Source organism: Rhizobium sp. NFR07 (genome assembly GCF_900111905.1).
Lineage (GTDB): Bacteria > Pseudomonadota > Alphaproteobacteria > Rhizobiales > Rhizobiaceae > Neorhizobium.
In genome coordinates, this window is record NZ_FOKM01000026.1 from 47588 (window position 1) to 61469 (window position 13882).

Below are 13882 nucleotides of genomic sequence, written 5' to 3' on the forward strand. Positions count from 1 at the left end.
CCCTAGATGGCGGCAACGGATGGCCGTTCAAGGTCCTGGAACTGCAGGCGTGCAAGCTTGGCATAGAGCCCGCCCTTGGCCACGAGGCTCTGATGCGTGCCTTCCTCGACGACGCGGCCGGCATCGAGAACGAGGATGCGATCGGCCTTCAGCACGGTCGCCAGCCGGTGGGCGATGACGAGCGTCGTGCGGTTTTCCATCAGCCCGTCCAGCGCGCGCTGAACCAGCGTCTCGCTCTCGGCATCCAGTGCGGAGGTCGCCTCGTCGAGCAGCAGGACGGGCGCGTTTTTCAGGACAGCGCGGGCGATCGCAATGCGCTGGCGCTGGCCGCCTGACAGCGTGATGCCGCGCTCGCCGGCCATCGTGTCATAGCCCTGATCCAGCCTGGAGATAAACTCGTCCGCCTGGGCCGCAATTGCCGCCTCGCGCACAGCTTCGCGGGTGGCATTCGGCATGCCAAAGGCGATGTTGTCGTGGATCGACGCTGCAAAGATCGTCACGTCCTGCGGCACGATCGCCATGCGGGACCGGAAATCGGCGAGGCGCGTTTCGCGCAGGTCGACGCCGTCGAGCGTGATCTGGCCGCTCTGCGGATCGTAGAATCGCATCAGCAGCGAGAAGACCGTGCTCTTGCCGGCGCCGGAGGGGCCTACGATCGCAACCGTTTCGCCGGGCCTGACCTTGAAGGAGAGCGCATTGAGCGTGATCGCGCTGACGCGGGCCGGATAAGCGAAGGAGACCGAATTGAACTCCACTTCGCCGCGCGGCGGGGAGGGGAGCGTCTTCGGATTTTCGGGATCCCGTACAGCAGGAACCTCATGCAGCAGTTCGGTCAGGCGTTCGGCGGCACCGCCGGCTGCGGAAAGCTCGCCCCAGACTTCAGAAAGCTGGCCAAGCGAGCTTGCGGCGATGACCGAGTAGAGCACGAACTGGCCAAGCGTGCCGGCCGTCATAGTACCGGAGAGGACGCTCTGCGCACCGTACCAGAGAACGGCAACGATCGAGCCGAAACCGAGGAGAATGGCAAAGCCGGTCAGCAATGCCCGGGAACGGATCGCCGAGCGGGCGGCATCATAGGCATTCTCGACGGCCAAGGCATAGCGGTCGCTGGCAACACTCTCGCCATTGAAGGACTGGATAGTGCGGCTTGCCGCAACTGTTTCCGAGGCGAAGGCGGAGCTTTCCGCCAGCGTATCCTGTGCGGCACGCGAACGGCGGCGCACGGAGCGGCCGAAGCCGACGATCGGGAAGACGATGAGCGGGATCGCACCCAGCACCATGGTGGAGAGCCAGGGGCTGGTATAGATCATCATGCCCATGGCGCCGAGACAGAGGATGGTGTTGCGCAGCGCCTGGGATGCCGACGATCCGAAGGCCGACTTGATCTGGACCGTATCGGCCGTCAGGCGCGAGACGATCTCGCCCGACTGGTTGACGTCGAAGAAGGAGGCGGAGAGGCGGGTGACATGGGCAAACACCTCGCGCCGCAGATCGGCAACGACGCGTTCGCCTATCGTGATGACGTAGTAGTAGCGCATGGCGCTCGCGGTCGCGAGGAGGATGGCGAGGACCAGCAGCATACCGAAATAGCTGTTGATGAAATGCCCGTCGGTGGATGCGAAGCCGTGGTCGATCATGCGCCGCAGAGCGAGCGGCAAAGCCAGCGTCGTGGCGGCGGCGAGCACGAGAAAGAACAATGCTGCGGCAACGAGGCCACGATAGCGGGAAAGATAGGGGATCAGCCGCGCCAGAGGTTTCAGCGTGCGATTCTTCTTCTCGGTCGTCTTATCAGTCTGGGGCATGACTGCCACGTGCTCTCCTGGCTGGCGCCTCAACCCGACAATCAGAAGCGATTCCCAGCAGGCATGATGCGCAATTTCGGTCCTATAAAGCCCATCCTGCCATAGACGGCGAGGCCATGTAGAACCTATATCAAACTCGCGCGCACGGGACTTGTGCTTGCGGTGACCTTCCTGTATAGGCTCCGCATCGAATTGGGAAGCCGTGACCGGACCGGTCTGCGGCTTCATCTATTACAGAGGGTCGGTGATCGCAAATGCGGCATGGTGACCCCGCAGCGCAGGATTAGCGACATGAAGGCTGAGATTCATCCCGACTACCACATGATCAAGGTTGTCATGACCGATGGCACCGAATACGAAACCCGCTCGACCTGGGGTTCGGAAGGCGCAGTCATGAACCTCGAAATCGATCCGAAGTCCCATCCGGCCTGGACCGGCGGCAACCAGCAGCTGATGGACCGCGGTGGCCGCGTTTCCAAGTTCAACAAGCGTTTCGGCGGCCTCGGCCTCTAATCCGAACCTTGGCGGACCCAAAAAAAGCCTGGCGCAAGCCGGGCTTTTTTCGTTTTCTGTTCCCGGTCAGCGTTTCGGGGATCGAGCGATGGTGGAGGCAGGACAGCAGGAGAGATTTCGCCGCGTTGCCATCATAGGCAATGGCGGATCGGGCAAGACCTGGCTTGCGAAGCGGCTTGCGCCCTGTCTCGGGCTTCATCCGACCCATATGGACCTTGTCTACTGGCAGCCCGGCCGGTTCGGATTGGCGCGTGACAAGACTGTCGTCGCCGAGGAGATCCGGCAGCTTTCCTATCAGGACGAGTGGCTGATGGAAGGCGTGCATGGCTGGCTGATCAACGTTCTCCTGCCGCGGACGACCTTGCTGATCTTCCTAGACCTGCCGGAAGACGAATGCGTCGCCAATGTCACGCTGCGAGGCAAGCAGGGCGGGGAGACGCAGGAAAGCTTCGACGAGCTGATCGACTGGGTGTCGAAATACCGGGAGCGCCGCAACAACTGGAATTCCTTCCAGACCCATGCGCGGATGTTCGACGAGTTCGCCAACGAAAAAGTGCGGCTGAAGAGCCGCACTCAAATCATAGACTATGCAGACCGGGTATGCGGGGCAGATTAGTTGCCGAAAGCCGTGTTCAGCAGGTCCAGCTGGGCGCGGACGCTGTTTTCATTGTCGGGAACGACAACGGCATCAGACGGGCGGTAGATTTCGCGATCGAGCAGGGCGACGCGGTTCTGCAGACGCAGCGAGCGTTCGACGAGATCGCGGAAACCTTCCGGAAGCTCAAGCCAGCCCGGTGCGTTGCGATCGACGTTGAAGCCGTCGAGGCGGACCTTGTTCTTCTCGGCCAGAACCTGATCGCGCGACATCTCGCCATTGTTGACGGCGCGCTGCAGCAGCAGCCAGGAGGCCATCTGCATGAGGCGGGTGGTCAGGCGCATGGATTCTGCAGCGTAGAGAACCGAGGCGATGCGGGGCAGGACTTTCGATGCAGCGCGGCCGGTGCCGTCGAGATAGCTCGCCGTTTCTTCAACGAGTGCCATGCCTTCGGAGTATAGCGTCTTGAACTGCGGAGACGCAGCGGCGCGACCGGCGAAGTTGACAGTATTCAAACCCTGTTCCGACATGAAAGTCATCCTGCTAATGCAATCACGATGATGCAAAGGCCACAACGGCCAAAAAGTTCCATCGCGGCCCTGATTGACTTGAACATGGTCGTTATACTGCAAATCTGCAAGGCGTTTATTAACTAAAGGTTAATACCCACAAGATCGGGTAAACGAGTGCTAATGTTCTTGATTTGATACAGATTTCGGCGCTTGCGGAATATCGGCGCCTTGTACCTTGAGTTCACGCCATTTCACAATCGGGCGGGACGTAAAAAAGAAGAGCCGCGGAAAGGCGGCTCTCAAGGTAAAACAGGGAGAAATCAGACCATTCGCCGGGTGGAGAAACTGTCTGAGTCCAGGAAGCCTGGACGGTCCGATAATGTCTGTTAATGATTAATATTTACTTAAACAGCCGCCGAATACTTGCGGGCATTTCCGGCGCCGATTTCATTTTCGGAACAGGTTGTCGGCCGCAGAACGGTCGGCCTGCTTCTTCTGCCTGTCGGCTTCGAGCCGAGCGATCTCCTGCCTGAGTAGCGCGATTCGGTCGTCGAGATCGTCTACCGACAAGATCGAGAGATCCTGGCCGATCTCGTGAGCGGTCTTATTGATCGGGCGTTCTTCGTCGAAAAAGCTCATGCTCAATTCCTCCGGTCGTCGGACGGGCCATCAGCTGGAACGGCGCGCGGATCGAGCGCGACGCTTTCCGGCGTGCTGAGTGTCGCCGGCGCGTGGGCAGCGGTATAGGCATCGCGCTGTTCGGCCGGTATCGCTGCTCTCTGCCGGCTGCGCAGGATCGCGTAGGCGCTGATCAGAATATGCGAGATGGCCGTGACGAGAAAGAGGGCGTATGGGCCCGCCCAGCTCATGACAGGCCCGCCGATGCTGGGGCCGATGATCGTGCCGATGCCGTAGAGAAGCAGAAGTCCGCCGGATATCTTGACGAAGTCCTCGGACGAGGCAAAGTCGTTGGCATGGGCGACGGCGATCGGGTAGAGCGCGTTTGCGGCGGCGCCATAGATCGCCACGAGCACGATGATGCCATAGACGCTGGTCGGGCTGAATACCGCGACCGCGAGGCCGGCGAGTGCTGCGGCTCCGGATAGTCCCGCCAGAACGTGGCGGCGGTCGAGCCTGTCGGACAGCCGGCCGGCCGGGAACTGCATGATCGCGCCGGCGAAGATGGTGATGCTGACCATGGCCGCCACCGCGCCCTGGGACAGGCCCGCCTGGGTGGCGAAGACGGCCGACAGCGTGCCGTAGGCGCCGTTGGCAATGCCGATCAGCAGGATGCCGACAAAGGAAATCGGCGAGTTCCTGAACAGGCCCTTGAGATCCAGCCGCGCGCGTTTCAGCGGCTGCGGCGAGGCCGCCTTGGAGAGCGTCGTCGGCAATGCGGCGATGCTGTAGAGAATGCCGCAGATCATGAAGAGCGTCGATGTCGTGACATCTGCGAAGGGCACCATCATCTGGCCGCCGACAACGCCGAACAGGGTGATGGAGATATAGAAGGAAAAGATCGTGCCGCGGCTTTCCGGCGTAGCGCGCTCGTTCAGCCAGCTTTCGATGATCATCGAGGTGCCGGCGGTACAGAAACCGGTAATCGCTCTGAGGACCAGCCAGGCGGTCTGATCGACGAACAGACCGGTCAGCAGGACGTTCATGCAGATCAGGGCCAGGAAGCCTGAAAACGCCCTGACATGGCCGATGCGCCTGACCACGTTCGGCGCGACGAAGCAGCCTATGACGAAGCCCGCCGCCCAGGTCGTGCCGAGCAGGCCGAGCACTTCGTTGGAATATCCTTCATGGGTACCGCGCAGGGGTAGCACCAGGCCCTGGAGGCCGTTGCCGAGAAACAGGAAGAGGGTACCGGATAAAAGGGCGAGGACGGGGAGGAGGTTTCGTCGCATCGTCTCTACAAATTGCTCGAGTCAAACATTCGGCGGCGGCGCCTCAGCCTTATCCGGCATGTTGCGCCGGGTCGAGCAGGGCGATAACGAAGGGGAGGGCAGCCAGTCTGTGAATCGCGTCGCCCCTCCCCAAGCCTATCTGTGGTGGAGTTGAAAAATGTCCACCCTGTGGCGAGACCGGAAAACGGCCGTCAGCGGATAAGAAATGACCAAAGCGCTCGCCATCATCCTGATCCTCGCCATGGGTGTCCAGATCATCAAGCCGCTCGGCCTGCCAGGGCTGAAGCGCCGCATGGATTTCTGGAAGATCGCGCTCCTGGCCTTCGCGATCTGGACCGTTGCGTTGCTGGGGCGGGAATTCTTCTGATCAGCACTCGATGCTGCCGCGCATGACGAAGACGCAGCGTCCGCTGACCCTGACGTCGGTGACCTCACCTGCATGCTTGACGACATCAAGTTCAATGATGCTGCGCCGGCCCATCTCGACGCCCTGTTCGATCGTCAGGTGGAAGTGGCCGTCCTGAGCGGGCTCCCTTTCGATGAGAAATGCGGCCAGTGCAGCAGACGCGCTACCCGTCGCCGGATCCTCCGGCACGTCATCCAGCGGCGCGAACATGCGGGCGCGGATATTCCACGGATGCACGTCGTCCCGCACGTAGAGGAATACCGGGATGCCCAGACCATCGCCCTTGTAGCGCTCGACCGCCTCGCGGAATGCGGAAAGGTCGGGTAGGGCTTGCCCGAGAGCATCCAGCCCTCGCAGTTCCGTCAGCACGAAGGCCAGGCCGACGGAGGCGAAAACCGGCGTATGGCGATCCTTGCGCACTGCATCGGCATCGATCGAGACGCAGCGGGCGATGAGGGCGGCATCCATGGTCTCGCCGATCTCGAGCGGTTGCGGTGCGCGGATCGTTGCCGCGACCACGGCGTCGCGATCCCGCTTCAATTCGACCTCCACCAACCCGGCTTTCTCCTCGAACCGCAGGCGATCGCCCACCGGCTTGCCGAACAGATCCGCCTGCTGGCCAAGAACATAGGCGGTGCCGACATTGGGATGCCCGGCGAAGGGCACTTCCATGGTCGGCGTGAAGATGCGCACCTCCGCACTGTTTTCGGCGTTTTCGGGCGGCAGCACGAACGTGCTTTCGGAATAGCCGAATTCCTTGGCGATCTGCTGCATCTGTTCGGTGTTGAGGCCACGCGCATCCGGCACTACAGCCAGCGGATTGCCGGTGAAGCGTTCGGCGGTGAAAACATCGACGGTGACGAAATCGACGGTGGGCATGGCATTCTCCAGATCAAACTGGTGCGATGCTAGGCGGGACAGTCCTCTGCCACCAGCCAATCTTTGTGATGGTGGCAATCGAGAAAGATGATGGCTGGAAAGATGATGGCAAAACGGAAAAACCGCGCCGTTGCCGACGCGGTTTTCTCCCTCCCTGCAGGATCCGCGCCTCGAAGGCTGGCAGACCGCTGCAACGGTTCCTTGAAAAGGCCTATCAGGCCTTGTTCACGCTTGCCGCATAGATCTGATTGATCGTTGCGCCCAGGCTCGCATCGAATTCCGCATCGCTCATCGAGGCACGCAGGTGTTCCGCCAGGGCGCGTGAGAAGCTTGCGATCATGCCATGGTTATGGCTGAGCTTTTCGCATGCCTCATCGGTGCTGTAGCCGCCGGAAAGAGCGACGACGCGAATGACCGACTTATGGGCGATCAGAGGTGCGTAGAAATCTGCGACGGTCGGGATCGTCAGCTTGAGCATCACGGTTTCGCCTGCAGGGAGCTTGTCGAGCTGCGCCGCGATCTCATCGCGAAGAATGGCTTCTGCTTCCTTCTTCGTCGGGCTCTTGATGGAAACTTCAGGCTCGATGATCGGCATCAGGCCCTGGCCGATGATCTGGCGCGCCACCTCGAACTGCTGCTTGACGACGGCTGCAATGCCGGCCTTGTCGGCATTGGCAATGACCGAGCGCATCTTGGTGCCGAAAATGCCCTTCTCGCGGCCGCGGATCAGGAGAGCATCCAGATCGGGCATCGACTTCATCAGCTGCACGCCGTTCTCTTCGGCTTCGAGGCCTTTGTCGACCTTCAGGAAGGGCACGACGCCGCGCTTTTCCCAGAGGTAGGAGGGAACGGCCTGGCCATCGACGTCACCGTCCATGGTCCGTTCGAACAGGATGGCGCCAATCACCTTGTCGCCGGAAAAGGCCGGCGCGCTCATGATGCGGACGCGCATTGCGTGCATCAGGCGGAACATTTCCTCGTCGCCCTGGTAATCGGTTTCGGCAATGCCGTATGCGAGCAACGCTTTGGGCGTTGAACCACCGCTCTGATCCAGCGCTGCGATGAACCCGGGCGCCGAGCTCATCTTGTCCAACATCTTCGCGTCCACCATACTTCACTCCTATCCCTAAAAATGGCGCGCGTTGCGCGCTCACATATCCTCTGGTGCCACGATCAAGCGGCAACGCTGGCCTGATCAATCTCAGAAGCTACCATCCGCCGATAGCAGAAGTTCCTGTGCCGGGGAATATGCCTCTAACTGCCTGAAACGATTGAAATTACTTCAATCGTTTAAAATATTGAAATAATTTAAACGCCTCTTGTCCGGCGGATGCGCGGGCCTATCTCCGCGCATCCTCCATAAAGATAGGGCACTCAGGCGGTCTTGGACAGAACCGCGACGCCCGGCAGTTCCTTGCCTTCCATCCATTCGAGGAAGGCACCGCCTGCAGTCGAAACATAGGTGAAGTCGTCGGCAACGCCTGCATGGTTGAGCGCCGCGACCGTATCGCCGCCGCCCGCGACGGAAACGAGCTTGCCCGCCTTCGTCTGTGCGGCCGCGAATTTCGCCGCGGCGACCGTCGCTGCATCGAAGGGCTCGATTTCAAACGCGCCGAAAGGGCCGTTCCAGACCAGCGTCGATGCCTTGCCTATCCATTCGCTGACGGCTTCAACCGACTTCGGGCCGACGTCGAGCATCATGGCATCGGCCGGAATGGCATCGACGGCAACCGTCTCGTTTGCGGCATTGGCCTTGAACTCACGGGCAACGACGCCGTCGACCGGCAGCACGATCGCGCAACCGGCGCTTTCCGCTTCCGCCATGATCGCCTTTGCGGTCTCTGCAAGATCATGTTCGCAGAGCGACTTGCCGACATTGATGCCTTTGGCGGCGAGGAAGGTGTTGGCCATGCCGCCGCCGATGACGAGCGCGTCGACCTTCTTCACGAGATTCTGCAGGAGGTCGATCTTGGTCGAGACCTTGGCGCCGCCGACAATGGCGACCGTCGGACGCACCGGGGCACCGAGGCCCTTTTCCAGCGCTTCCAGCTCCGCCTGCATGGTGCGGCCGGCGTAAGCGGGTAGATGATGTGCGAGGCCCTCCGTCGAGGCATGGGCGCGGTGAGCGGCGGAAAAGGCATCGTTGACGTAGATGTCGCCGTTCTTTGCCAGCGCCTCGGTAAACTCGGCGTCGTTCTTCTCCTCGCCTTTGTGGAAACGGGTGTTCTCCAGAAGCAGGATCTCGCCGTCCTTCATCGAGGCGATCGCCTTTTCGGCGTCCGGGCCGATGCAGTCGGAGGCGAAGTGGATCTTGGTGCCAAGCACTTCGCTGACGGCGGGCACGATCAACGAGAGCGACATATCGGCGACCGGCTCACCCTTCGGCCGACCGAAATGGGCGAGCAGGATGACCTTGGCACCCTTGCCTGCAAGCTCGAGAATGGTCGGCGCAACGCGCTCGATGCGGGTCTTGTCGGTCACCTTGCCGTCGGCAACCGGAACGTTGAGGTCAACACGCACAAGGATGCGCCTGGCCGCAGGAGCGTTGATGTCGTCGATGGTCTTGAAAGCAGGCATGATCGATCCATTCCTTTTCGGGGCAGGCACTAGAACTGCGCGGACCATACTATGCCTGATCGGCGAAGCAAGGCGCTGTGGCGGTGAATTGCGCCGATCCGCGATTTCAGGGTTTTTGAACGGGAAGCTGCTTGCCGCGATACTTGCGCAGCCGGTCGCGGACGCGGTGGGCGATCTCGCGCATGTTGATGAAGATCGGCAGGTTGGTCTTCGGCTCGACGGGTTCCAGCGAGACGCCGACACTGCGGATGTGGTCGTGTTCGTCGACTTCCCGCACGATCAGGATGATGGAGCCGAAGCGCATGCGATCGGCATATTCAGCCTTGCCGCCGAGCCTCGCATTGATGAGATCGCCGACCGTCATGCTCTGCTCGGACGTGGCCAGAAGGCCGGGGCCATAGGCGGCGTCGAGCTCTTTGGCCGGGCGCGACGGCGAGATGGCGAACGCGCCGAAGAAATCCTCGTCGTTCTCTTCCACCGGGACACGCGCTGCGAACAGGCGGTCCAGCAACCTGATGTAAGCGGGCGATACGAAGAGATAGACCTGGTCCGCCTCACGAAGCCTGCCGGCATACTGGTAGCGGATGCTCTTGCCGTCGCGGATGACGAGCGACGGCATGGCCCAGCGGGGAATGCGCTCGCCGCTGAGGATCGGACTGTCCTTGATGACGCGATAAGAGATCAGTTCGTGCTGGGCGCCGCCGGGCAGGTCGAGCTCTATCTTGTCGACTGCGCCGAGGCGCGGCGGGATAATCAGCCCGAGGAAATTGGCGACCGGCTTGATCGTCCAGCCTTGCACGAGAAGCGACACCAGCACGATGATGAAGGTGACGTTGAAATAGAGTTCGCCGTTCTCCACGCCGCTCAGCATCGGCATGATGGCGAGCAGGATGGAAACCGCGCCGCGCAGGCCGACCCAGGCCACGAAACCGATTTCCTGCTGGGTATAGTCGAAGGGCAGGAGGCTCAGCCAGACGGCAACGGGCCGTGCCACGAAAATCAGGAAGAGGGCAAGCCCGATCGCAGGCAGGAGGATGCTCGGAAACTGCGATGGCGTGGCAAGCAGGCCGAGCACGAGGAACATGATGATCTGGGCAAGCCAGGTCAGCCCTTCGTTGAAGCGGGTGATCTGCTGCTTGGCGAACATCTTGCGGTTGCCGGCATACATGCCGGCCACATAGACCGCGAGGAAGCCGCTGCCGCCGAGCGCGCCGGTGAAGGAGAAGACGAGCAGCGCCAGCGCCAGCACGAAGATCGGGGCAAGGCCGCGGTCGGAGGTGAAGCGGTTCAGGATCGAGACGATCATCACGCCGCCGGCAAGACCGAAAAGAAGGCCAAGGCCCATTTCCTCGATGAAGACGAAGGCGAAATGCAGGTCGATGCCGGACAGGCGCTGGCCGGTGCCGACGAGTTCGGCAATGGCGATGGTAAGGAAGATTGCCATCGGGTCGTTGGTGCCGGATTCCACCTCGAGCGTCGATCGCACCTTGTCGCGGATGTTGATGCCCCCGATGCGCAGCAGGAAGAAGACGGCCGCCGCATCCGTCGAGGCAACGATCGAGCCAAGCAGCATGCCTTCGAGCCAGCCGAAACCGAGAAGGAGTGAGGCTGCGACCGCGAAGATGCCGGCCGTGATCAGGACGCCGGCCGTTGCCATGGTGATCGCGGGGAAGGCGGCCAGGCGGAACGAATGGATGGGAGTACTGAAGCCGGAATCGAACAGCACGATCGCGAGCGCAAGCGACCCGAGCATGAAGGTGAAGGGATAGTTTTCGAAGCGGATGCCAAGGCCATCGACACCCGCCAGGAGGCCGATCGCAAGGAAGACGAGAAGCAGTGGTGCGCCGAAGCGGAAGGCGAGCAGGCTCGAGAAGGCGGAAACCAGCACCAGAAGCGTGCCGATCAGCAGAACGATGTAAAACGCCTCCAAAAGTCCGAACCTCTTTCCTGCCGCATATTCCAACTCTTCAGCAACGGCGTCCTTCGCGCAAGACCAACATCGTAGCCGCGGGAAAGTGCACCAGCGAAAAGGCAGAACCCGGCCAGGCCGGAGCGAATCGTCGTGTTCTCCGGATTAGGCGTGATGAAATCCGGCAAGAGAAGGGCAGGGCGGAAAAAAGACGGTTTCATCCCTTGGTGCCATCGGGTTTCCATGGATCGGAAAGCCCCGCGCGAAGGCGGAGCCTCACCGTTTTTACAGACGGCTCCGCATTCGCGCGATCCGCGGCGGTTCGGCCTGCCGGTCGCTACGGAAAGCCTCTGCTCAAAACTGCCAGCCTGCCGGAACCCAGGCGTAGCCCATATCGGTCTTGAGCATGCGTCCCAATCCCGGGAATGGGTAATGAAATCCGAGGACAAGCAGTCGATCGGTAGCGGCCATATCGAATATGCGGCGGCGTGAGGTGAGAGCAGTATCCTTGTCCCTGTCGGGACCTGGCCGCCATGGATGGTCGATGTTGACGACGGGGTGGTAGGCGAGATCTGCCGTCAGAAGCAACTGGTCGTTTCCGGAGTGGACGAGAAACGTCGCCATGCCCGGCGTATGTCCCGGCGCGGCTATCGTCGCAAGCCCCGGCACGATTTCCATGCCGGCCTCGTAAAGCTCGATATCCTTTGCAATCGGCTCGACGCTGCGTTTGATCGCCGCTGCGAAACGATCACGAAAGTCCTTTGGAACCGGCATGTAGGAAAGATCGGGATCGTTTCGCACGAAGAAATCCCAGTCGGCACGGGGAGCGTAGACGACGGCGTTGGGAAATGCCTTCCTGCCTTCCGCATCACGCAGGTTGCCGACGTGATCGGGATGCGTATGGGACACCACGACCGCATCGATATCTTCCGCGGAAAGGCCTATGGCCGCAAGATTGTCGAACACGCGCCCTCCATTCGGCCCCATCGTTGACCCGGCGCCCGCCTCGAGCAGGATCCGCCTGCCGCCGATTTCAAGCAGCAGCGTGTTGAGTTGAAGGGACATGTGATCGGTGGGAAGGAAGGCACGGCGGAGAACTTCCTGCAGTTCGGCTTCGGGAGCGTCGTTGGCATAGATGGCCGGGGGGCCGCCGATCAGTCCATCGCTCAAGACCGTCGCCTTGATCTGGCCGACCTGGAACCGGTAGTAGCCGACATTGCGAGCGCCCGTGTCCGGGGCCTGCGCATTTGCCGATACGGCGGAGCCTCCCAGCAGTAGAGCCGATGTTCCGGCAACTGCCGAAACCATCACGGTTCTCCGGTTCAGGGTGAGACGATCCATTGTTTTTCCTTTCAGCCGACAATCCGAATGGGTGGTTGCGTTATCTAGATGACCTCAAACGACTGCGCTGATAAGACGGGAAAATCTACTTGGCTTGATAAGGTCAGCTTCGCAATGGATCAGTTTCGCCTGGATAGCCTGGACGTCTTCGCCGCGATCGTCAGATGCGGCGGGTTCAGGGCGGCCGCTCTGGAGCGGGGTGTTTCATCCTCGGCACTCAGCCAGACAATCAACGGTCTGGAGGACGCGCTCGGTATTCGCCTGCTCAACAGGACGACGCGAAGCGTTGCGCCGACAGAAGCCGGATTGCGTCTCTTGCAGCGCCTCGGTCCGGCTCTGACGGACATCCGTCTGGCTGTCGACGACCTGAACCAATTGAAGGAGAATCCATCCGGCACCCTTCGCATCAATGCGCCCGGTCCCGCGATCGATCATTTCCTCTGCCCGGCAATGTTCGATTTCATGGATAGATACCCGGACATCAAACTCGAACTTATCAGTGAAGCGGCGGTCATCGACATCGTCGATCAGGGCTTTGACGCCGGCGTCCGGTTCGGAAAGCAGCTGGCGCAGGACATGATCGCGGTACCATTGGGACCTGCGCTTCGATACGCGATCGTAGGCTCGCCGGAATATATTGCGAAGCATGGCCTGCCTCTCAGCCCCAATGACCTAGCCGACCACAACTGCATTCGCCGACGATTTCCCGGCGGCACGCTGGTATCCTGGAAATTCGCAAACGGTGAGGAGGCGCTGGATGTCTTGCCTGAGGGGCGACTGACCGTCAGTTCCGCTCACAACGAGTTGCAGGCCGCTGTCGCAGGATTTGGACTGGCCCATGTCTTCGAGGACTATGCGACGCCCTATCTGGCAAGCGGTCGGCTGACGGAAGTCCTGAAGAGCTGGAGCCCGCTTTTGCCCAGCTGGTATCTCTATTATCCGAGCAGAAAACACTCCAGCGCCAGCATGAGGGCGTTGGTGGACTTCCTGCGCGCCTATGATTGGAAATTGCCTGACGTGCCGGCTTAGGCAGTCTTGATGCTGGCTGGCTTGCTCGGCGAGAACCCCACTGAGGGCTCGCAGCGGTCATCGCGGGCCTGCTTCTGTTCCGCAAACGAAAAAGCCCCCTCCGTGAGTGAACTGACCCCATTAAGTTGGACAGATTAGGCGCTGGGCAGTTTTGAGGGCTGGGTCCTGTATTGTACAGGGCTCAGCCCTTTGAGTTTCAGTTTGATCCTGTCGTTGTTGTAATATCGGATATAGTCGGCAATGCCGTCTTTGAGAGTTTGGACGCTTTCGAATTTGGTCGGGTAGAAGAATTCGGATTTGAGAATGGCAAAGAAGCTTTCCATGGCTGCGTTATCGAGGCAGTTGCCCTTGCGCGACATGCTCTGGACGATGTTGTGCTTTTCGAGCTGCCGCTGATAGCCGACCATCT

At 60.9% G+C, this 13882-nt stretch carries 14 protein-coding genes; 4 read left to right on the plus strand and 10 right to left on the minus strand.

What is annotated here, in order from left to right; genetic code table 11:
• Positions 1-2 precede the first annotated feature (2 nt).
• Positions 3-1802 carry an ABC transporter transmembrane domain-containing protein gene (locus BM216_RS32070; RefSeq protein ID WP_093004265.1) on the minus strand — a complete coding sequence of 600 codons (1800 nt, stop codon included), beginning with the start codon at positions 1800-1802 and terminating at the stop codon, positions 3-5.
• Between the two features lie 291 nt (positions 1803-2093).
• Here BM216_RS32070 and rpmE point away from each other — a divergent pair, with 291 nt between their 5' ends.
• On the plus strand, positions 2094-2315 hold the full coding sequence (gene rpmE, locus BM216_RS32075; protein WP_093004267.1) for a 50S ribosomal protein L31: 222 nt from the start codon (positions 2094-2096) through the stop codon (positions 2313-2315).
• Between the two features lie 88 nt (positions 2316-2403).
• Complete coding sequence (locus tag BM216_RS32080; RefSeq protein ID WP_093004269.1) at positions 2404-2931, plus strand: P-loop NTPase family protein; 528 nt, start codon at positions 2404-2406, stop codon at positions 2929-2931.
• Here BM216_RS32080 and BM216_RS32085 read toward each other — a convergent pair.
• The 3 genes from BM216_RS32085 to BM216_RS32095 form a co-directional block, all read right to left on the minus strand.
• Complete coding sequence (locus BM216_RS32085) at positions 2928-3440, minus strand: protease adaptor protein RcdA (RefSeq protein ID WP_093004271.1); 513 nt, start codon at positions 3438-3440, stop codon at positions 2928-2930. The two genes, BM216_RS32080 and BM216_RS32085, sit on opposite strands and share 4 nt — an antisense overlap.
• 429 nt (positions 3441-3869) lie before the next feature.
• Positions 3870-4061, minus strand: coding sequence for a DUF1192 domain-containing protein (locus tag BM216_RS32090; protein WP_093004273.1), 192 nt, complete (start codon positions 4059-4061; stop codon positions 3870-3872).
• Positions 4062-4063: 2 nt separating this feature from the next.
• A complete protein-coding gene (locus BM216_RS32095; RefSeq protein WP_093004275.1) occupies positions 4064-5332 on the minus strand; it encodes an MFS transporter in 1269 nt (422 codons plus the stop codon).
• A 205-nt stretch (positions 5333-5537) separates the two neighbouring features.
• On the opposite strand from BM216_RS32095, the gene BM216_RS34420 reads away from it, so the two are divergent.
• The gene (locus BM216_RS34420; RefSeq protein ID WP_093004277.1) at positions 5538-5699 is read left to right on the plus strand and encodes a hypothetical protein; all 162 of its coding nucleotides are present in this window, start codon (positions 5538-5540) and stop codon (positions 5697-5699) included.
• Here the strand turns inward: BM216_RS34420 and BM216_RS32105 are convergent, their stop codons facing one another.
• From BM216_RS32105 to BM216_RS32125, 5 genes are all read right to left on the minus strand, one after another.
• Positions 5700-6617, minus strand: a complete 918-nt coding sequence (locus BM216_RS32105; protein ID WP_093004279.1) for a PhzF family phenazine biosynthesis protein — start codon at positions 6615-6617, stop codon at positions 5700-5702.
• Positions 6618-6831: 214 nt separating this feature from the next.
• Complete coding sequence (locus BM216_RS32110; RefSeq protein WP_093004281.1) at positions 6832-7728, minus strand: fructose bisphosphate aldolase; 897 nt, start codon at positions 7726-7728, stop codon at positions 6832-6834.
• A gap of 263 nt (positions 7729-7991) precedes the next feature.
• Positions 7992-9194, minus strand: coding sequence for a phosphoglycerate kinase (locus BM216_RS32115; RefSeq protein ID WP_093004283.1), 1203 nt, complete (start codon positions 9192-9194; stop codon positions 7992-7994).
• A gap of 106 nt (positions 9195-9300) precedes the next feature.
• Positions 9301-11124, minus strand: a complete 1824-nt coding sequence (locus BM216_RS32120) for a potassium/proton antiporter (protein ID WP_093004301.1) — start codon at positions 11122-11124, stop codon at positions 9301-9303.
• A gap of 333 nt (positions 11125-11457) precedes the next feature.
• Positions 11458-12444, minus strand: coding sequence for an MBL fold metallo-hydrolase (locus BM216_RS32125; RefSeq protein WP_093004285.1), 987 nt, complete (start codon positions 12442-12444; stop codon positions 11458-11460).
• A gap of 114 nt (positions 12445-12558) precedes the next feature.
• Here BM216_RS32125 and BM216_RS32130 point away from each other — a divergent pair, with 114 nt between their 5' ends.
• Complete coding sequence (locus BM216_RS32130; protein ID WP_244530454.1) at positions 12559-13473, plus strand: LysR family transcriptional regulator; 915 nt, start codon at positions 12559-12561, stop codon at positions 13471-13473.
• 134 nt (positions 13474-13607) lie between these two features.
• Here BM216_RS32130 and BM216_RS32135 read toward each other — a convergent pair.
• Positions 13608-13882: IS3 family transposase (locus tag BM216_RS32135; protein ID WP_143102936.1), on the minus strand; the 275-nt coding region annotated here is incomplete at its 5' end.